Origin of the sequence: Nonomuraea sp. B19D2 (assembly GCF_040137845.1) — a bacterium.
GTDB lineage: Bacteria > Actinomycetota > Actinomycetes > Streptosporangiales > Streptosporangiaceae > Nonomuraea.
In genome coordinates this window covers 62,882-81,035 of record NZ_JBEFAK010000027.1, presented here as the reverse complement: position 1 = coordinate 81,035, position 18,154 = coordinate 62,882, and the positions used below count along the sequence as shown (strand labels likewise).

Below are 18,154 nucleotides of genomic sequence, written 5' to 3'. Positions count from 1 at the left end.
ACGGGCCCGGCCGCGACGCTGATCCCATGGAAACCGTTACTTCTCGCCGGCGCGGCTACGCGGCTGCGGTGTGGGCGCTGGCCTACGGGGTGCTCGGGGCGGCATGGGCGCTGGGGATGCCCGGCTTTCCCTGGGGCGCCTCCGACCCCGACCCGGACGGGGCACTGTCCATCCTGGCCGGTACGACGCCGCGCTTCGGCTGGTGGATCGCCGCCTTCGCGCTGCTCACCATGGTGACGGCGCTGGCGCTGACCCGCGGCGGCGGCCGGGCTCCCCTGTTCGCGGCGTGGCCGATCGCCGCGCTCCTGGTCCTGGTGATCCCCGACTCCCGCCTCATGATGGGCGTCGCCTATACGCCCCTGCTGCTGGTCGCGCCGGTCTTCGGCTGGGGCCTGGGCGGGGCCACGTTCGCCGACGCCTGGCCGTGGCCCGTGCTCAACCAGCTCGTCTGCGTGCTCGGCGGGCTGCTGCTGACGGCCGCGGCGCTGGCCTGCGGCCGGGGCCGGTCCCACTGGTTCACCCCGTCGCGGGGGCGCAGGGCCGCGTACGTGGCCGCCGTGGTGCCGCTGGTGTACTGCCTGACCCGGTGGGCCTGGGCGCTGGGCATCCCGCTCGGGGTGAGCCGGGAATTCCTCGCCGAAGGCGCGGGCGGCCTGTGGCTGGCCGGGGCCTACCTGGCGACGTTCGGCGCGTTCGGCGGCGTGCTCACCCTGGGCCTGGCCCAGCGGTGGGGTGAGATCTTCCCCCGCTGGATCCCCGGGCTGCGCGGCAGGCGGGTGCCGCCGCTGCTGGCGGTCATCCCGGCGGGGTTCGTCTCGATCATCATCACCGTGGCCGGGCTGACCTACATCCGGTGGACGATCGCCGGCCGCTTCGGCCTGGACGAATGGGGGGCCTGGCTCCCGGAGTGCTTCTGGCCGATCTGGGGCGCCGCCCTGGCCACCGCCACCGTCTCGTACCACCTGCGCCGCAGGGACGTCAGGGTGGGCGAGGCGGCCGGAGTGGGGGAGGCGGCCGGCGGCCGGCGCGGTCGGCTCTGATAACGGTGAATCCTTTCGCGGTCCGGGGCCCTCTTATGGGGTGACGGTCACACTGAGAAGGAGATGGGTATGCGTGACGTCATGAGGCCGGCTGACCGCTCCTGGGTGAGCGCGCAGCTCATTGAGGCTGCGCAGGCCGGCGATCGCGAGTCGATCACCGCGGTGATCGACGGCGCCCATTCTCACGTGCGGCGCTTCGCGGAGCATCTCTGTGCGTCCCCGCAGGACGCCGAGGACGCCGCGCAGGAAGCGTTGATCATCCTCTATCGGAAGATCGGCTCGCTACGCGCCACTGGGGCACTGGCATCGTGGATGTTCAGAATCGTCCGGAACGAGTGCCTGCGCCGCGCGCGACTGCTGTTCGACCGCACCGAGGAGGCCGGCGCCGGTCTGGCGACGTCAGCCGAGGACGAGGTCATCCGGCGGCTGGAAGCCGAACTCGTCGCGCAGGCGATCAGGGAGCTGCCGGATGTTCAGCGCAGAGTACTGATCATGCGGGATGTGCTGGGCTACCCGGGCCGGAGGGTCGCGGGGATGCTCGGCTTGAGCAACGCCGCGATGAAGTCCCAGCTGCACCGGGCCCGCAGCAGGCTCCGGCTCAGCCTGGGCGGCATGACCGGCCCCACCGGCGGCCCGGCTGACCCCGGAACCACCAGCGCCTGACCTGAGCCGACCGCATTTCCACCACCCGAGTCCGAAGAGGAAGTTCCGCCATGCTCGAAACCGGATCGCCCGCGCCCGACGTAGTGCTCGAGGACACCGACGGCCAGGCCGTCCGCCTGTCCGACTACCGGGGCAAACATGCCGTGCTGATCTATTTCATGCGGTCGACGTCGTGCCCGGTCTGCAACAGGCACGTGCGAGATCTCATCCGGGGCCGCGACGAGCTCGCGGCCGACAACGTCCAGGTGTTCGTCGCCGTTCCCGAGGACCGTCAGGAAGCGGCCGCGTGGAAGGCCAAGCGCCAGGTCCCCTTCCCCGTCCTCGTCGGGCGCCGCGGCACTCCGCACGAGATGCTCGGCCTGAGCAGAAAGGTCTTCGGCTCGCTGCAGCAGTCAGGCGACATCCTCATCGATTCCCAGGGCATCATCCGCCATGCGCACGGCGCCACCCTGCCCACCAGCGGCTACGACAAGAACGGGATCGCTGCCGCTGTGCAGGGTCTCCGCGCTCAGGCCGGATCGTCGCCGCGCACGCCCTTGTAGATCCCGTACATGGCCTCCAGCCCGCCGACGACCATGAGGACCACCCCCACCTTCGACGGCGTGAAGATGAAGATCTCCTCGTCGAGCCCGAACAGCCACAGCGCCAGCCCCCCGACGAAGGTGGCCGAACCGGTGATCAGCGTCTTGCGGGCGGAGGCCATGAGGGAACTCTTTCGATCGCGAGGGGTGGAATCTCCGGAAACCCTAGTGAAGGGCAGGGTCGCGAGGCTTCCTGCGGACTGAGGAGGTCGCGTACATCTTTCGGCTGATTCCGGTGGACAGGTGGGTGCGCCGTCCGGGCCTCACCTCGTCCAGCCGCTACTGGATCGGCACCTGCAGATCGCGGAAGCTCCCGATCTTCACCTTCAGCGTGGTGGCCGCCTCGGGCAGTGCGAACAGGCTCCAGAACTCGCGCTGCTGCCCGGGGCCGAACTTCTCGGTGTTCAGGCGTACGCCGGACACGTCGGTGCAGGCACAGTAGGAGTCGAAGCCGCCCTTGTCGTCGGCGACCTGGAGGCGGGCGGGCAGGTACTGGCGGCGGGCTGCCACGTCGGTCAGCGTGACGTTGGAGGCGGCCTGGTACTTGAACGACATCCAGTCCCGCGCGTGGTGGAGCTCGTTGAACCAGGCTTCGCCGGCACCCTGGTTCTCGATCCGGTACGTCAGCAGCCCGAGGCCGCCCGGCAGCCGCCGCAGGCCGGTGATCTCCATGGAGATCGGCTGGCCGTCCGCCTGGCCGGTGCCCGTCAGGCCGGTCGCGCCGGGAGTGACGGTCGTGGCGGGCGCGGCGGACGCCGGCGACTGGGGCTTGGCGAAGGTCACGGTGACGCGGCGGTTGCGCCGCTTGCCCTCGTCGGTGTCGTTGCCGTACAGGGGGCGGCGCGAGCCGTACCCCTTGGCCTGGAAGCCCACGCCCTGCCTGGTGACCAGCGCGGACAGCGCCTGGCGCACGGCCTGGGCGCGGCGGGTGGACAGGGGGTCGTTGATGGCGTTGTTGCCGGAGGAGTCCGCGTGCCCCGCCACCTTCACCGTCGCGCCGGCCGAGGCGTCGATGAGCTTCGCGGTACGCGCCAGGACCGCTTTCGCCTTGGGGGTGAGCGTGGCCTTGTTCACCGCGAACAGCACGTCGGAGGAGAGGTTGACCTGCAGATCCCGGCCGTCGTCCGCGGTTTCCTCCGACTTGTCGAGCGACTCGGACGGGGTCACGAGACGGCGGGTGACGGTGGTGACGGGCTCGGCGTCCGGGTCGGGGATCGTCATGCCGGACGGCGTGACCGGCGGGTCGTCGCTGATCGGGACGTCTGTCATCGGCGGGCCCACGGGGGTGACGACCGTGGTGGTGGACGGGTTGCCCGAGGGGGCGGGCATGACCGCGTACAGGCTGATCGACTTGCCCGGTTCGATGAAGTAGCCGAGGCCGTCACGGTCCTGGTCGCTGCACAGGCAGGGGGAGCCGGCAGGCTGGTACGGCAGGATCCAGGAATGCGCCTGCGCGTCCAGCACCCCGATGCCGGATGCCCAGCGGATCTCCCCGAGCGGGCGGGTGTTGTCGCCCATCTCGCCGGTCCACGGCAGCTTTTCGCTGCCCGTGTTCGTCAACCTGAGCTGGACGACCAGGTGTTTGCTCTTGACCCGGTTCAGCCCGACGACCTCGACCTTGAGGTTCTCGGTCTTGGTGCTGCGGGTCTGCGCCAAGGCGGGGCGGGTGTCCTGATCGGCTGTGCTCGGCTTGCTGGTCGCGCTGGGGGAGGGCGTTGTCGCCGGCGGTGCCGACGTGCGCGGTGCGGCCTGCGAGGACAGGCCGCAGGCCGAGATCGCGAACAAAGTGATCAAGGGGGCGGCGATCCGGTGGTTCATCTGGGAGATACTGCCGTATTTGTATCTTGACGACCTAATTCCCGGCGCCGGCTCTTCCGGTCAGCGCGGCGGCGGCCCGCTGCCGGAGCGCGGCCTCGTGGGCAGCGTCGGTGCGCAGAGTCACGGTCAGCCCGCCCTCGGCGGCGTCGGCGAGGACGGCCAGCAACGTGGCGAACTGCTCGGGAGGCTCGGCGTCGAGCAGCTCCTCGGCGTGCTCCACGAGCAGGGCGACGGCGCCGGTGTCGCGCAGGCAGTCGGTGAGCGCGTCCCAGTTGCGGCCGAAGTAGCCGGGGAAGCGCAGAGCCCGCGCCACCTCCTCGAAGAAGGCGGCGCGGGTCCGGCAGACCCGCCCATCCACCACCGCGGGCGCTGGGCTGGTGGACACGGTCAGCCAGTGCGGCAGCGGGTGTGCGGCGGAGGTCATGGCAGTCCTAGAGCCGGTAGAAGTCGGTGTAGTGGTTGGGCGAGAACCACACCACGCCGGTGCTGCGGTTGACGACGATCCGGTACGCGTCCCGCGCGGCACCCCGCGCCCGGGAGTACACGTCGTACTCATAGTAGGTGGCGCCGCTGGGGAGCTGGCCCTCGCGGTTGTAGAAGCGCCCGCCGGTGTAGTTGTACCTGCCGTCCGGCCACGAGTACCAGCCGCGGGAGGTGGGGTAGCCCTTGGAGGCCCAGATCGAGCTGGCCGAGCGCGCGTCGGCGCACCGCGAGATGGTGCAGGAGTTGTAGACCGCGGCGCCGGCTGGGGTGATGCCGACCAGGGCGATGACGGAGACGATGGCGGCGAGGACGACGGTGAGCCTCACCGGCCAGGACGGTCCGGGGCGTTGGGGAGTGTGCACGAAGCCTCCTTGTGGGGTGCGACGGACACCGTAATGATCACCGCTTAAGTCAGATCAAAAAAGACAAAGTCGTCAAAAGTATGGTGAATATTTCGCGGCCGTCCCATACGTCGGGTCGGCGGCAAGCGCACTCGCGCTGGTGGTCACGCTGATCGCCCCCGTCTCGTCCCCGCCCGCCGCCACGGCCAGGACCGCGCCGGCCGCTTTCGCGCACCCCGGCGTGCTCGTCAGCAAGGCCCAGCTGGCCGAGACCGCCCGGATCCAGGGGCAGGACCTCTACCCGGAGATCGCCGACCGCCTGCGGCACGCGCTCGGCCTGCACGCCAAGTACCAGCTCGGGGCGGCCGTGCCGTCCTGGCTGTGTGGCGGGAGCCTCACCCTCGGCCTGGAAGACCCCTCACCCGCGCCGGTAACCCCAACTGGACGCCGCCGCCCAGTGCCGGAAAACTGAGATTGACGAATCCATTCAGGCCATGAAATAGTGGCCTTGGCACCGAGGTTGACGCTAATAGTAAGTGTGGACATTCGTTTCTGATTTAGGTTATGCTGCCCTCTCGTGCTGCCCTTTTGACGTCCCGCTTCCGCGTTAGTGGTTGTTGGGGCGTCTGGCATGCGCGCAGTTCGATTCCATCCGTGCCCTCCGGAAGGACATCTGTTGGCAGCCTCGCGCAACGCCTCCGCCGTACCCGCTGGTCCCCGTCGCGTGTCTTTTGCGCGCATCCAGGAGCCCCTCGAAGTTCCTGACCTTCTGGCCCTGCAGACCGAGTCTTTCGACTGGCTGCTCGGAAACGAGAAGTGGAAGGCCCGGGTAGAGGCGGCTCGCCAGGCCGGGCGCAAGGACGTCCCGACCCAGTCGGGCCTCGAAGAGATCTTCGAAGAGATCAGTCCGATCGAGGACTTCTCGGGGACCATGTCCTTGTCGTTCCGCGACCACCGGTTCGAGCCGCCGAAGTACTCAGTCGATGAGTGCAAAGACAAGGACATGACCTTCTCCGCCCCGATGTTCGTGACGGCGGAGTTCATCAATAACACCACTGGTGAGATCAAGAGCCAGACGGTGTTCATGGGCGACTTCCCGCTCATGACGCCGAAGGGCACGTTCATCATCAACGGCACCGAGCGTGTCGTGGTCTCGCAGCTGACCCGTTCGCCCGGCGTCTACTTCGAACGAAGCGTGGACAAGACGTCCGACAAGGATCTCTACGGTTGCCGGGTCATCCCGTCCAGGGGTGCCTGGCTGGAGTTCGAGATCGACAAGCGCGACAGCGTCGGTGTGCGCATCGACCGCAAGCGCAAGCAGGCCGTCACCGTGCTTCTCAAGGCACTGGGATGGACCAGCGAGCAGATCCTCGAGCGGTTCGGCCAGTACGAGTCCATGCGGGCCACCCTGGAGAAGGACCACACGGCCGGCCAGGATGACGCGCTGCTGGACATCTACCGCAAGCTGCGGCCGGGTGAGCCGCCGACCAAGGAGTCGGCGCAGACCCTGCTGGAGAACCTGTACTTCAACGCCAAGCGGTACGACCTGGCCAAGGTCGGTCGCTACAAGATCAACAAGAAGCTCGGCGTCGACGCGGAGATCTCCCAGGGGACGCTCACCGAGGACGACATCGTCTCGGTGATCGACTACCTGGTCCGGTTGCACGCCGGCGAGGCTTCGATGGGTGAGGTCGTCGTGGAGGTCGACGACATCGACCACTTCGGCAACCGCCGCATCCGCAGCGTCGGCGAGCTGATCCAGAACCAGGTCCGTCTGGGCCTGGCCCGGATGGAGCGCGTCGTGCGCGAGCGCATGACCACGCAGGACGTCGAGGCGATCACGCCGCAGACTCTGATCAACATCCGCCCGGTCGTGGCGTCGATGAAGGAGTTCTTCGGCACCTCGCAGCTGTCGCAGTTCATGGACCAGATCAACCCGCTGGCCGGTCTGACGCACAAGCGGCGGCTGAACGCGCTCGGTCCCGGTGGTCTGTCGCGTGAGCGGGCGGGCATGGAGGTGCGCGACGTGCACCCGTCCCACTACGGCCGGATGTGCCCGATCGAGACCCCTGAAGGCCCCAACATCGGCCTCATCGGCTACCTCGCGTGCTTCGGCCGCCTCAACGCCTTCGGGTTCGTGGAGACTCCTTACCGCAAGGTCGTCGACGGCCGGGTCACCGAACAGATCGACTACCTCACGGCCGACGAGGAGGACCGCTACGTCAAGGCGCAGGCCAACTCGGCGCTCAACTCCGACGGTTCGTTCGCCGAGGCCCGCGTCCTGGTCCGCACCAAGGGCGGTGAGACGGAGTACGTGCGCTCCGGCGAGGTCGACTACATCGACGTGTCGCCGCGCCAGATGGTGTCGGTGGCCACCGCGATGATTCCGTTCCTCGAGCACGACGACGCCAACCGGGCGTTGATGGGCGCGAACATGCAGCGGCAGTCGGTGCCGCTGCTCAAGAGCGAGGCGCCGCTGGTCGGCACCGGCATGGAATACCGTGCCGCGACCGACACGGGTGACGTGATCAGCGCCGAGAAGGCCGGTGTGGTCGAGGAGGTCTCCGCCGACTACGTCACGGTCATGAACGACGACGGCACCCGGACGACGTACCGGGTGGCCAAGTTCAAGCGCTCCAACCAGGGCACCTCGTTCAACCAGAAGCCCATCGTCGCCGAGGGCGACCGGGTCGAGGTCAACCAGGTCATCGCCGACGGCCCCTGCACCGACAAGGGTGAGATGGCGCTCGGCAAGAACCTGCTGGTGGCGTTCATGCCGTGGGAGGGCCACAACTACGAAGACGCGATCATCCTGTCCCAGCGGCTGGTGCAGGACGACGTCCTGTCCTCGATCCACATCGAGGAGCACGAGGTCGACGCCCGTGACACCAAGCTGGGCCCGGAGGAGATCACCCGGGACATCCCGAACGTGTCGGAGGAGGTCCTGGCCGACCTCGACGAGCGGGGCATCATCCGCATCGGCGCCGAGGTCGTGCCCGGCGACATCCTGGTCGGCAAGGTCACGCCCAAGGGCGAGACCGAGCTGACTCCGGAGGAGCGGCTGCTGCGCGCGATCTTCGGTGAGAAGGCCCGTGAAGTGCGTGACACCTCGCTGAAGGTGCCGCACGGCGAGCAGGGCAAGGTCATCGGGGTGCGCGTGTTCTCCCGTGAGGAGGGCGACGAGCTGCCGCCGGGTGTCAACGAGCTGGTCCGCGTCTACGTGGCCCAGAAGCGTAAGATCACCGACGGTGACAAGCTCGCCGGCCGCCACGGCAACAAGGGCGTCATCTCCAAGATCCTGCCGGTCGAGGACATGCCGTTCCTGGAGGACGGCACCCCGGTCGACATCATCCTCAACCCGCTGGGCGTGCCCGGCCGGATGAACGTCGGCCAGGTCCTGGAGACCCACCTGGGGTGGATCGCCGCCCGCGGCTGGGACATCTCCGGCATCCAGGAGGCCTGGGCCGAGCGGCTGCGCGACAAGGGCTTCGAACGGGTAGAGCCACGTACCAACATGGCTACCCCGGTCTTCGACGGCGCCCACGAAGAAGAGATCATCGGGCTCCTCGACAGCACCATCCCCAGCCGCGACGGGGATCGGCTGGTGCAGCGCAGCGGCAAGGCCCAGCTGTTCGACGGCCGCAGTGGTGAGCCGTTCCCCTATCCCATCGCCGTCGGCTACATCTACATCCTGAAGTTGCTGCACCTGGTCGACGACAAGATCCACGCGCGGTCGACCGGCCCGTACTCCATGATCACTCAGCAGCCGCTGGGTGGTAAGGCCCAGTTCGGTGGCCAGCGCTTCGGTGAGATGGAGGTGTGGGCACTGGAGGCCTACGGCGCCGCCTACGCCCTGCAGGAGCTGTTGACCATCAAGTCCGACGACGTCCTGGGCCGCGTGAAGGTCTACGAGGCCATCGTCAAGGGCGAGAACATCCCCGAGCCTGGCATCCCGGAGTCCTTCAAGGTCCTCATCAAGGAAATGCAGTCGCTGTGCCTGAATGTCGAGGTGCTCTCCAGCGACGGCATGTCCATCGAGATGCGCGACACCGACGAGGACGTCTTCCGCGCCGCGGAGGAGCTCGGCATCGACCTGTCGCGGCGGCCCAACGAGGGGACGATCAGCATCGACGAGGTCTGACCCGGGTGCCCGGTGAGCCAGGACGAGCGGCGGTCTCGCCGCTCGTCCTGCCGGGAGTCCTACGTGTGTCTCGCCGTGCAGAACGCCGGATCCGCGTGGGCTATGGCGTGGGACATCATCCCGCGGAGGAAGAGACCGTGGCCGTGGAAGCGGCCGAGGTCGTATTCGTCGTCATGCCGCCCCGCGCCGGATTGCCGACCTCGCGGAGTTTCGCCACGCAAGGCGACCGGCGAAGATCAGGCGTCCTGCTGGTTGTCTGCAGACAGAAACGGAAGCACGCGCGGCAGCACTTCATCCGGCCGCCGCAAGGCCCCGCCGTGGTCGGCATCCGGGACGGGGAAGAACTCCACGCCTTGTGACCGCGCGTAGTCCCGCATGGGATCGTGCCAGGGGTCGGCCGTGCCCGCGTACATCAGCGCCGGCACGCCGGACGCGGCCAGCCTGCCGCCCAGGCCAGGTTCGCGAGAGAACATCTCGTAGTTGGCGCGGTGGGCGGCCGGATCGCCGCGCTCGATCACCGCGACCTGGTACGGAGAGCTCAGCGCGCCCTGCTTGACGATCTCGTACACATCGAAGTCGCCGGGCAGTCCGAGCGCGGCCAGCACGTCCGGCACCCGCGACCTGAACCCGTTCGGGTCAAAGGCCCCGGCCACCAGCCGGGTCAGCCGCTCGGGGGCATGCGCGGCCATCGCGTAGCCGGTCATCGCCCCCAGCGAGTACCCCCAGAAGGCGGCCCGGCCGAGGCCCAGTTCGTCCAGCACGGCGGTGACGTACTGGACCCGGCGTTCCAGCGCGTACGCCGCCGGCTCGCGCGGCCCGTCGCTCGCGCCCAGCCCGAGCGGGTCGATGGCGATCACCGTGTGGAAGGCGGCCAGAATTTCGGTGTAACCGAGGTGAGCCCAGTGCCGGCCGTCCTCGAACATGCCCGGATGCAGCACGACAGGCGAGCCGCTCCCCGAGACCTCGAAGAAGATCTTGTATCCGTTGCTGCGCGCGAAAGGCACGACAAACCCCTCTGTCCAGGAACGTTACGACTTGTAACGGGCATCATCCTGCGGCAAGATCGATGACCTGAGAAGGAGGCACTTTCTTGTCGCAACGGAACACCGCGGTAACGGACCAGGTCGCATGCCCACTCCCCGAGGTGCTCAGACTGATTGGGGACAAGTGGTGCATCCAGATCTTGGTCGAGCTGGGGGAAGGGCCGCGCAGGTTCACCCAGCTGGAGCGCGCGATCGAGGGCGTCAGCCGCCGCATGCTGACGCTCAACCTCCGCAACCTCGAACGCAACGGACTGGTCACCCGGACCGTCCACCCTGACGCGCCGCCGAGCGTGGAGTACGCGATCACTCCGCTGGCCGAGGAGATCCGCGAGCCCCTGGAGGCACTCGCGCAGTGGGCCCGCCGCGCCGTCCCTGCTCTGCTCTCGGCCCGCCAGGAGTACGACAACCGGAACTGACGCGGGACATGACGGCGCGGCATCAATCGCTCAGCAGCTCGTACAGCTCCAGGGGGCTCTGCTCGGGGAGCAGGGTGGCTGGTTCGGGCTTGAGGGGCTGTTCGGTCCAGATGCATTTGCCGTTGGCGGTGAAGCGGGTGCCCCAGCGATGAGAGAGGGCGGCGACCAGCTGGAGCCCGCGCCCGCCCTCGTCGGTGTCGGCGGCGCGGCGGATGCGGGGTGTGGTGAGGCTGCCGTCAGAGACTTCGCAGGTGAGCACGTTGCTGCGCAGGAGGCGCAGGTGGATGGGGCCTCTGGCGTGGCGGACGACGTTGCCGACCAGTTCGCTGGCCAGCAGCTCGGTGGTCATCGACAGGCCGTCCAGGTCCCAGTCGTGGAGCTGGGCGCGGACGTGCTCGCGGGCCTCGCCCGCGGCCCGGGGGTGATCGGGCAGTGGCCAGCAGGCCATGTCGTCACCCGGCAGCGCGTGGGTACGCACGATCAGCAGGGCAGCGTCGTCGGTGGTCTCCTCCCCGGGCAGCAGCGTGGTGGTGAGGCGGTCGCAGAGGCACTCGAGGCACTCGGCGCTTTGGGGGCCGGCCGCGTCCGGCGCATGCCGGCATGGCGGAAACCCGGTGATCGTGCCGTTGAGCGCCTTGGCGAGCTGGGCCATGCCCTGGTCGATGTCGAAGGTGGGCGATTCGACCAGTCCGTCGGTGTAGAGCACCAGCAGACTGCCTTCGGGCAGTTCCATGTCCACGATGTCGAAGGGCGGGGTGGCGGCGCCGAGAGGAGAGTTCGGGTCGGCCTCGGGGAAGAGCACGGTGCCGTCGGGGCGGACCACGGCGGGTGGGGGATGGCCGGCGCGGGCCAGGGCGCAGGAGCGGTTGGTGGCGTCGTAGACCAGGTACAGGCAGGTGGCGTAGAAGTCGTCGCCCAGGTCGCTGACCAGGTCGTTGAGGTGGGAGAGCAGCTCGTCGGGAGACAGCTCCAGGTCGGCCAGGGTGCGCACCGCGGTGCGCAGGCGGGCCATGGTGACCGCCTCGGCCACGCCGTGCCCCATGACGTCGCCGATGACGATGGCGACCCGGTCCGCCGACAGCGGGATGACGTCGTACCAGTCGCCGCCCACCTCCATGTCCTTGCCGGCAGGCAGGTAGCGGGCCGCGGCGGTGACGGCGGGCAGGCACGGCAAGCCGCGGGGGAGCAGTCCGCGCTGCAGTTCCCGGGCGCGGGTGTGCTCCTTGTCGTACAGGCGGGCCCGTTCCATGGCCTGGGCGACCAGCCCGCTGAGCGCGGTGAGCAGGTTGCGCTCCTCGCCGGTGAACCGGCGCGGCTCGGAGAAGGAGACGACGCAGCTGCCCACCGGGTGCCCCGAGGCGATCAGGGGGAGGAAGGCCCACGCCTTCTTGCCGCCCGCCGCCGGCAGTTCGGCTGTCGTGGGGTAGCGCTCGATGTACTCCTCGACCGAGTTGACGAACATCGGGGTGCGATCGCGCAGGCTCTCCGCGATCGGGGGGCCGCCGGAGGCCGGTATCCGGGCTATCCGCTCGACGAACTCCTTCGAGTACCCGGTGAACCCGACCGGCCGCAGGTGGCCGCCCTCCAGGAAGGCGAGTATCAGCCCGGCGGCGCCGAACGACGGCAGGACGTGATCGGCGCATGCTTCCACGACGTCCCGCACGGTGGCCGCCTCGGCCAGCGCTCTGGTCAGCTGCTTGATGCGGGAGGCCCGCTCTGCGGCGGCGCGCTCGGCAGCTCCCGGCCCCGGCTCGGTGAGCGCCTCCAGGTCGTCATGGGTCTTGGTGACGTCCCACAGCGTGCCGATCATGCGTGCCGGTTCGCCGTTGTCATCGACCACCAGCCGGCCGCGGGTCCGCACCCAGGCGGACGTCCCGTCCGGGCGGCACACCCGGTACTCGCTGCTGTACATCCTCCCCGCGCAGATCGCCTCATCCATCTCGGCCAGCACCCACGGCAGATCGTCAGGGTGGATGATGCCCATCCAGGTCTCGATGCGTCCATCGAAGGTGTCCGGGTCGACGCCGAACAGGGCGAGCATCGCGTCGTTCCAGATGACGTCGCCGGTCCGGATGTCCCAGTCCCACGTGCCGACCGTCTGCAGCTCCTGCGGCAGATGCGAGCCGGTGGGCTGCTCCCGCCGGCCTGCGAGTCGCGAATCGGGCGGCGTCGCGGAGGACTTGCTCAGGCGCTCGCCCACCCATCGGCCCAGCGCGTCGAAAAAGGCCAGTTGCCCGGGCGACGGCTCGTGCGAGGCGACCGTCACGACCGACAGCGCTCCGACCGGGCCGCCGGGGCACAGCAACGGGACAGCCACCATCGCCGTGCCGACCGGCCATGACCAGGGCGCGGCCGAGGAGCCGTCCGGCCGCCCGCTCGTGGGCTGCTGAGGCATGCCGGCGACCACGTTCGCCATGGACACCCGTACGGACCCGGCATCCCGGAACGCGCGCGCCGGGGCGAGCGGGCCGTTGCCGTCGATACGCTCCCACGCCTGGGCACAAGCAGGGGGCAGTCCACTGCTCGCCACCAGGCGCAGCCCGCCGCCCTGGCTGGGGCCGCGCAGATGCACCATGCCGCCCAGCCCGCCTAGCTCGGCCACCGCCTGCTGGATCGCGAACCGCAGGAGCTCGATGCCCCACAGATCGTCACCGACCTCCGCCAGCAGCCGTTTCCGCTCCTCGGAAACCTGACCCGCCGGCACGATCCGCGGACCTCGCGCACGCTGTTCGCCCATCCCCATGTACTTCCCTTCACCGTGTCTCTGGTATCGATCCGGGAAGAATCTGCATATATGGGGGTATATGACCCGAGTATAACCACCTGCGGTACGGCCGCTCGGCCTCCCGTCACGTACGTTGTGCGGCCTCTTCGGGGAGAGCCGGGACGGGGCGGCGGGCGGCGCGCTGGGTGAGGGCGATGGCGGCGAGGATGACGAGGGCGCCGACCGGCTGGTTCCAGCTGATGCTCTCCCCCAGGATCGCCACCCCGGAGATCGCGGCGAAGACCGGCAGCAGGTAGGTGACCGTCGAGGTCGTGGTGACCCCGGCGCGGACCTGCACCCAGTAGAGCAGCAGGTACGCCACCCCGGTGCCGAGCCCGCCGAGCCCGGCCAGGCTCCACCAGACCGAGGCCGGCGCGTGCGGGTCCACCAGCGGCACCCCGGCCAGCAGCGTGATCACGGCCAGCTGGACCGTACCGCTGAGCAGCTGCCCGGCGGCCAGCACGACCGGTGGTTCCGGGCGCCGCCCGGTGATGAAGCGGCCCATGTAGGCCCCGCCGAGCCCGTAGCAGGCCGCAGCGCCGAAGCAGGCCAGGCTGCCGCCGAGCTGCCCGCCGGCCATGGGCTGCCAGACCCCGAGCACGACCATGACGCCCGCGAAGCCGAGACCGAGGCCCGCGACCCGGGCGGGGGTCGCCTTCTCGGTGCGCAGCAGCAGGGTGAAGGCGAGCGTGCAGAGCGGGGTGGTGGCGTTCCAGATGGCGGCGACCACGGAGGACACGTACTGCTCGCCGTACGCGAAAAGGGTGAAGGGCAGCGTGGTGAGCACGACCGAGGCGATCTGGAAGTGCCCCCACAGACGCGGATCGCGCGGCAGCCGCCTGCCGCCGAGCAGCGCGGCCGGCAGCAGCACCAGCGCCCCGATGGCCATCCTGCCGAACGAGACCTGGAGCGGGTGCAAGGCCTCCACCGCGACCTTGATGAAGAAGAAGCTGTTTCCCCAGATGGCGGCGAGCAGCAGGAAACCGGGCAACCAAGGCTTGAGCACTTATGGAGGGTAGCGGTCAGGACCGACAAATAACCATTTCGAACGAGGGAGTGCTCGCTCATCGGCGCGTTCGCCGGCTCGGCGTCGGTGATGCCGCGCCACCCGCCATCGCCGCCGTGGGTATCACGGTGTTGAAGACACCGCCGCGGACAGCGAAGGCGAACTGCTATGTCGAGCAATATGAGTAAGCCGTACCTCGATCCAGCCGACTGGTACGCGACCCTGCCGGCGGCGTATGCCTCGGCATGCGTGCTGCTGACTGACGACGACGACCGCGTCCTGCTCGTCAAGCCGAACTACCGCCCGCATTGGGGCATCCCCGGTGGCATCGTCGAAGCCGCAGAGCCGCCGCACGAGTGCGCCATGCGGGAGATCGCCGAGGAACTCGGGCTGGTTGTCCAGGTCGGAGATCTGCTGGTGGTCGACTGGGCACCGCCGGTGGGGGAGCGGCCGCGCGCCATGCTGAACTTCCTCTTCGACGGCGGCGTCATCCCCGACCCCAGCCGGATCAGGCTCCAAGCCGACGAGCTCGACGCCGCCGAGTTCCTCGGCTGGAAGGAGGCCGAAAGCAGGCTCCCGAGCACCACGGCGGCGCGGATCCCGGCCGCACGCCGGGCCCGCAAGAGCGGCCGTACGGTCTACCTTCCCGCCGACGCGTCGCCCGTCTGACTCCCGGTCACGTGAACAGCTGGCCGCCGTTGACGTCGATGGTGGTGCCGGTGACGGCCTTGGCGTGATGGGAGGCGAGGTAGACGACGGCGCGGGCCACGTCCTCCTCCGTGGCGACGCGGCGCAGCGCCATCGCCGAGACGTCGCGGGCGAGGATCTCCTCGAACGCCACGCCTTCCGCCGCCGCCCGGGTGCGCATCCACTCGTCGAGCACCTCGCTGGCGATCCAGCCGGGCGCGACGCAGTTCACCCGCACTCCATACGGCCCGAGCTCGTCGGCGAGGCAGTGCGACAGGAGGTGCGCGGCGGCCTTGCCCGCGGCGTAGTCGCTGCGCCCCGCGTAGCCCTTGCGGGACGACATGGAGGTGATGTTGACGATCGAGCCGGAGCGCTGGGCCACCATGTGCGGTGCGATGAACCTGCAGGCCAGCAGAGTGCCGTAGCCGCCTGTCTCGACGGCCCTGCGCCATGCCTCCAGATCGCCGGTGGACATGTCGAGCACGTTCTTGCGGTGCGATCCGGGGAAGGCGGCGTTGACCAGGACGTCCACCCGGCCGAACCGTTCGATCACGGTGTCGGCGAGCCGCCGTACGTCCGTCACCCGCGTCACGTCGGCGGGTACGGCCAGCACGCCTGGCACTTCGGCGGCGGTCTTCTCAACGGTGGCGGCGGTGCGGGCGGCCACGACGACCCTGGCGCCCTCCTCGCTCAGCAACCGCGCCAGAGTCCGCCCCAGTCCGGGACCGGCTCCGGTGACGACCGCGACCTCGCCGTCCAGCAGCACGCCCTGACTCTACCAAGCGTTTGCTCGACGCGCACCGGGCTGTGGCGCGGCTGGGTGTGGCGGCCGGCCATCACCGGCGGAGCGTCGACAAAGGCGGTCAGCGCGTCACCAGGATGCCGTCGTCGTCGCTGAACAGCTCGGCGCCGGGACGGAAGGTGGCGCCGCCGAAGGTGACGGGGACGTCGCGCTCGCCGGTGCCCTCCTTGCCGCTCTTGCGCGGGTTGGAGCCGAGGGCCTTCACGCCCAGATCCAGCTCGCGCAGGGCGGCGACGTCGCGTACCGCGCCGTTGATGACCACGCCGGCCCAGCCGTTGGCGACGGCCATGCCGGCGATGGCGTCGCCCATGACGGCGGTGTGCAGCGAGCCGCCGCCGTCCACCACCAGGACGCGGCCCTCGCCGGGCTCGTCCAGGACGGACTTGAGCAGGACGTTGTCCTCGAAGCAGCGGACGGTGACGATGGTGCCGGCGAAGGCGCGGCGGCCGCCGTACTGGCGGAGCTGCAGGTCGCAGGAGTCGAGCTGGTCGCCGCGCTCGTCGTACAGGTCTGCGGTGACAACGGTCATGGTGGAACCTTTCTGCGGATCGACGGGAAGTCGCCGGGCGGCGACGCCGGTTCGAGGACATGGTCAGCGGCTGGCCCACGCCGAGCCATGCCGCTGCCAGGCCTCAGGCATCTCCCTCGCCCTGGCCGGGGAAGTCCGGTCCGGTGTGCTGCTTGCGCAGGCGCCAGGCGGCCTGGGCGCCGAGGCTGGTGTCGATGTGCTCGCGCATGACGGCGGCGGCCGATTCGGCGTCGCCCGCGATCACGTACTCCAGCAGGGCCTCATGCTCGGCGGCCTTGCGGTCGCGCGCCGCCTGGCCGCGCTCGACCTCCAGGGCGAGGCGCCGGTAGCGGTCGGCCTTGTCCCACAGGCCGTCGAGGGTCTGGATGAGCAGGTCGTTGTGCGAGGCGCAGTAGAGGGCGGCGTGGAACTCGCGGTGGGCGACGAGCTGCTCGTAGGCGGGGTTGCCGGGCAGCGACTCGAGGCCCTCGTGGGCGGCGCGCATGGCGGCGATGTCCGCCTTCGTACGGCGTTCGGCGGCCAGCGCGACCGCCAGCGGGTCGAGGGAGCGGCGTAGCTCCAGCAGGTCGCGCGCCTCCTCGGCGGCCAGCGGCGCGACGCGGGCGTCGCGGTGGGCGTCGAGCTCGACCAGCCCTTCACTCTTGAGGCGGCGCAGGGCCTCGCGCAGAGGGGTGGTGCTGATGCCGATGTCGCGGGCCAGCTGCGCCTGCGCGATGACCGAGCCGGGCAGCAGCGTCCCGGACAGGATCAGCTCCTTGACGCGGAGGTACGCGAAGTCCGCCTTGGTCGTGTAGAGCTCGGCTGCTGATTCGCTCATCGCTGTCCCGTCGCGTCGCTGATCGGTTATAACCTATACCGCTGCCCATCGTTGCCTGTCTCGACCATGTCGACCGACAGACCCGGCAACCGCTTGTAGCCGCCATAGCCAGCTGAATGCGGCGGGGGTGTCGTAGGTTATAACAAAGTGTCGCGCTGGCCGGAGCGCGACGTCGGCTCAGGTACGCACGGTGCTGGCGTCATTGCCGGCCTTGTACGTCTTCGACGCCCGCTGAAGCTTGGTCGCCTCCTCCCGGAGCGCGGTCGCCAGCAGTTCGAGCCCGATGCCGATGTTCTCCATCCGCTGGCCGTGTGCCTGCCAGTACATGCGGGCGTAGTCGTCGTCGCCGAGGGCGGCGCGGGCCCTGCCCCACGAGGTCTCGAACCGGATGCGGGCCTCTGACACGTCGTCGGCCATGCGGTCGGCCGTGTCCGAGAGCCGGTGAAGGTGGTCATGGCTGTAGGCGACGCCGTTGAGCTCCACGGCTGGGCAGCTTAGCGGCACGTGTGGATATCAGCGCGCTCAATATCGATATTTCGGGAAGAATGGTGCCTCTGAGGCCTTTGATGCTTGATGTGATCGGATGTGAGGGACGGGGATGACGACGGACGAGCACTGGCGGCTGCTGGAGCAACTCGTCCAGGAGGTCAACCAGCAGACCGAACAGCTCAAGAAGATGCAGGAGAAGGTACGGGACCTGTCGGCGACGGTCACGTCGGAGGACGGCATGGTGACCGTGACCGTCGGCCCCCGCGGTGAGGTGCGGGAGATCGAGCTGGACCCCCGGGTTTACCGCAAGCTGTCGCCGTCTGAGCTGTCCGCCTCGATCGTGGCGCAGATCGGCCGGGCGACCAGCCAGGTTTCCGGTGAGATGAAGGAGTTGATGGAGCCCTTCGGCGTACCGGATCTTCCGTTCGAGGACCTGTTCGGCGAGGGAACGAGCTTCGAGTCATTCCTGCCGCACCCCGGCACGCCAGAGCCGCGGGCTCCGCGGTCGCCATCGTGATCAGCCCGTGCCGATCA

General features: G+C 69.3%; 19 protein-coding genes. 8 read left to right on the top strand and 11 right to left on the bottom strand.

Annotated features, from left to right (window positions below; translation table 11 throughout):
- Positions 1-26 precede the first annotated feature (26 nt).
- From ABN273_RS37790 to ABN273_RS37780, 3 genes are all read left to right on the top strand, one after another.
- Positions 27-1,040 carry a hypothetical protein gene (locus tag ABN273_RS37790; protein WP_349453940.1) on the top strand — a complete coding sequence of 338 codons (1,014 nt, stop codon included), beginning with the start codon at positions 27-29 and terminating at the stop codon, positions 1,038-1,040.
- Positions 1,041-1,109: 69 nt separating this feature from the next.
- The gene (locus tag ABN273_RS37785) at positions 1,110-1,703 is read left to right on the top strand and encodes an RNA polymerase sigma factor (protein WP_349453939.1); all 594 of its coding nucleotides are present in this window, start codon (positions 1,110-1,112) and stop codon (positions 1,701-1,703) included.
- Positions 1,704-1,753: 50 nt separating this feature from the next.
- Entirely contained in the window at positions 1,754-2,245 is a 492-nt protein-coding gene (locus ABN273_RS37780) for a peroxiredoxin family protein (protein ID WP_349453938.1), read from the top strand.
- Here the strand turns inward: ABN273_RS37780 and ABN273_RS37775 are convergent.
- The 4 genes from ABN273_RS37775 to ABN273_RS37760 form a co-directional block, all read right to left on the bottom strand.
- Positions 2,212-2,406 (bottom strand): DUF5708 family protein, encoded by a 195-nt coding sequence (locus ABN273_RS37775; RefSeq protein WP_349453937.1) that lies wholly within the window; start codon positions 2,404-2,406, stop codon positions 2,212-2,214. The two genes, ABN273_RS37780 and ABN273_RS37775, sit on opposite strands and share 34 nt — an antisense overlap.
- A gap of 157 nt (positions 2,407-2,563) precedes the next feature.
- The gene (locus tag ABN273_RS37770) at positions 2,564-4,102 is read right to left on the bottom strand and encodes an OmpA family protein (RefSeq protein WP_349453936.1); all 1,539 of its coding nucleotides are present in this window, start codon (positions 4,100-4,102) and stop codon (positions 2,564-2,566) included.
- A gap of 34 nt (positions 4,103-4,136) precedes the next feature.
- Positions 4,137-4,526 (bottom strand): barstar family protein, encoded by a 390-nt coding sequence (locus tag ABN273_RS37765; protein ID WP_349453934.1) that lies wholly within the window; start codon positions 4,524-4,526, stop codon positions 4,137-4,139.
- Between the two features lie 7 nt (positions 4,527-4,533).
- Positions 4,534-4,947: a ribonuclease domain-containing protein gene (locus tag ABN273_RS37760; protein ID WP_349453933.1), complete on the bottom strand. Its 414-nt coding sequence runs from the start codon at positions 4,945-4,947 to the stop codon at positions 4,534-4,536.
- A gap of 139 nt (positions 4,948-5,086) precedes the next feature.
- Between ABN273_RS37760 and ABN273_RS37755 the strand changes: the two genes are divergently transcribed.
- Both ABN273_RS37755 and rpoB read left to right on the top strand, forming a co-directional pair.
- Entirely contained in the window at positions 5,087-5,398 is a 312-nt protein-coding gene (locus tag ABN273_RS37755; RefSeq protein ID WP_349453931.1) for a hypothetical protein, read from the top strand.
- 204 nt (positions 5,399-5,602) lie between these two features.
- Positions 5,603-9,067: a DNA-directed RNA polymerase subunit beta gene (gene rpoB, locus ABN273_RS37750; RefSeq protein ID WP_349453929.1), complete on the top strand. Its 3,465-nt coding sequence runs from the start codon at positions 5,603-5,605 to the stop codon at positions 9,065-9,067.
- 236 nt (positions 9,068-9,303) lie between these two features.
- Here rpoB and ABN273_RS37745 read toward each other — a convergent pair whose 3' ends face one another.
- Complete coding sequence (locus tag ABN273_RS37745; RefSeq protein ID WP_349453928.1) at positions 9,304-10,071, bottom strand: alpha/beta fold hydrolase; 768 nt, start codon at positions 10,069-10,071, stop codon at positions 9,304-9,306.
- Between the two features lie 140 nt (positions 10,072-10,211).
- On the opposite strand from ABN273_RS37745, the gene ABN273_RS37740 reads away from it, so the two are divergent.
- The gene (locus ABN273_RS37740; RefSeq protein WP_349453927.1) at positions 10,212-10,526 is read left to right on the top strand and encodes a winged helix-turn-helix transcriptional regulator; all 315 of its coding nucleotides are present in this window, start codon (positions 10,212-10,214) and stop codon (positions 10,524-10,526) included.
- A gap of 22 nt (positions 10,527-10,548) precedes the next feature.
- Here the strand turns inward: ABN273_RS37740 and ABN273_RS37735 are convergent, their stop codons facing one another.
- Both ABN273_RS37735 and ABN273_RS37730 read right to left on the bottom strand, forming a co-directional pair.
- Positions 10,549-13,263, bottom strand: coding sequence for a SpoIIE family protein phosphatase (locus tag ABN273_RS37735; RefSeq protein WP_349453926.1), 2,715 nt, complete (start codon positions 13,261-13,263; stop codon positions 10,549-10,551).
- A gap of 112 nt (positions 13,264-13,375) precedes the next feature.
- Positions 13,376-14,296 carry a DMT family transporter gene (locus ABN273_RS37730; protein ID WP_349453925.1) on the bottom strand — a complete coding sequence of 307 codons (921 nt, stop codon included), beginning with the start codon at positions 14,294-14,296 and terminating at the stop codon, positions 13,376-13,378.
- 180 nt (positions 14,297-14,476) lie between these two features.
- On the opposite strand from ABN273_RS37730, the gene ABN273_RS37725 reads away from it, so the two are divergent.
- Positions 14,477-14,965, top strand: a complete 489-nt coding sequence (locus ABN273_RS37725; RefSeq protein WP_349453924.1) for an NUDIX domain-containing protein — start codon at positions 14,477-14,479, stop codon at positions 14,963-14,965.
- 7 nt (positions 14,966-14,972) lie between these two features.
- On the opposite strand, the gene ABN273_RS37720 is transcribed toward ABN273_RS37725, so the two are convergent.
- The 4 genes from ABN273_RS37720 to ABN273_RS37705 form a co-directional block, all read right to left on the bottom strand.
- Entirely contained in the window at positions 14,973-15,749 is a 777-nt protein-coding gene (locus ABN273_RS37720; RefSeq protein WP_349453923.1) for an SDR family oxidoreductase, read from the bottom strand.
- Between the two features lie 97 nt (positions 15,750-15,846).
- Entirely contained in the window at positions 15,847-16,314 is a 468-nt protein-coding gene (rraA, locus tag ABN273_RS37715) for a ribonuclease E activity regulator RraA (protein WP_349453922.1), read from the bottom strand.
- 103 nt (positions 16,315-16,417) lie between these two features.
- Positions 16,418-17,131: a GntR family transcriptional regulator gene (locus ABN273_RS37710; RefSeq protein WP_349453920.1), complete on the bottom strand. Its 714-nt coding sequence runs from the start codon at positions 17,129-17,131 to the stop codon at positions 16,418-16,420.
- Positions 17,132-17,308: 177 nt separating this feature from the next.
- Complete coding sequence (locus ABN273_RS37705) at positions 17,309-17,614, bottom strand: hypothetical protein (RefSeq protein ID WP_349453919.1); 306 nt, start codon at positions 17,612-17,614, stop codon at positions 17,309-17,311.
- A gap of 115 nt (positions 17,615-17,729) precedes the next feature.
- On the opposite strand from ABN273_RS37705, the gene ABN273_RS37700 reads away from it, so the two are divergent.
- Complete coding sequence (locus tag ABN273_RS37700) at positions 17,730-18,137, top strand: YbaB/EbfC family nucleoid-associated protein (protein WP_349453918.1); 408 nt, start codon at positions 17,730-17,732, stop codon at positions 18,135-18,137.
- Positions 18,138-18,154: the final 17 nt, after the last annotated feature.

Coding starts and splice junctions, on each gene's coding strand:
- ABN273_RS37790 (WP_349453940.1), top strand. CDS start 27: ATGGAAACCGTTACTTCTCGCCGGCGCGGCTACGCGGCTGCGGTGTGG.
- ABN273_RS37785 (WP_349453939.1), top strand. CDS start 1,110: ATGCGTGACGTCATGAGGCCGGCTGACCGCTCCTGGGTGAGCGCGCAG.
- ABN273_RS37780 (WP_349453938.1), top strand. CDS start 1,754: ATGCTCGAAACCGGATCGCCCGCGCCCGACGTAGTGCTCGAGGACACC.
- ABN273_RS37775 (WP_349453937.1), bottom strand. CDS start 2,406: ATGGCCTCCGCCCGCAAGACGCTGATCACCGGTTCGGCCACCTTCGTC.
- ABN273_RS37770 (WP_349453936.1), bottom strand. CDS start 4,102: ATGAACCACCGGATCGCCGCCCCCTTGATCACTTTGTTCGCGATCTCG.
- ABN273_RS37765 (WP_349453934.1), bottom strand. CDS start 4,526: ATGACCTCCGCCGCACACCCGCTGCCGCACTGGCTGACCGTGTCCACC.
- ABN273_RS37735 (WP_349453926.1), bottom strand. CDS start 13,263: ATGGGCGAACAGCGTGCGCGAGGTCCGCGGATCGTGCCGGCGGGTCAG.
- ABN273_RS37725 (WP_349453924.1), top strand. CDS start 14,477: ATGAGTAAGCCGTACCTCGATCCAGCCGACTGGTACGCGACCCTGCCG.
- rraA (WP_349453922.1), bottom strand. CDS start 16,314: ATGACCGTTGTCACCGCAGACCTGTACGACGAGCGCGGCGACCAGCTC.
- ABN273_RS37710 (WP_349453920.1), bottom strand. CDS start 17,131: ATGAGCGAATCAGCAGCCGAGCTCTACACGACCAAGGCGGACTTCGCG.
- ABN273_RS37700 (WP_349453918.1), top strand. CDS start 17,730: ATGACGACGGACGAGCACTGGCGGCTGCTGGAGCAACTCGTCCAGGAG.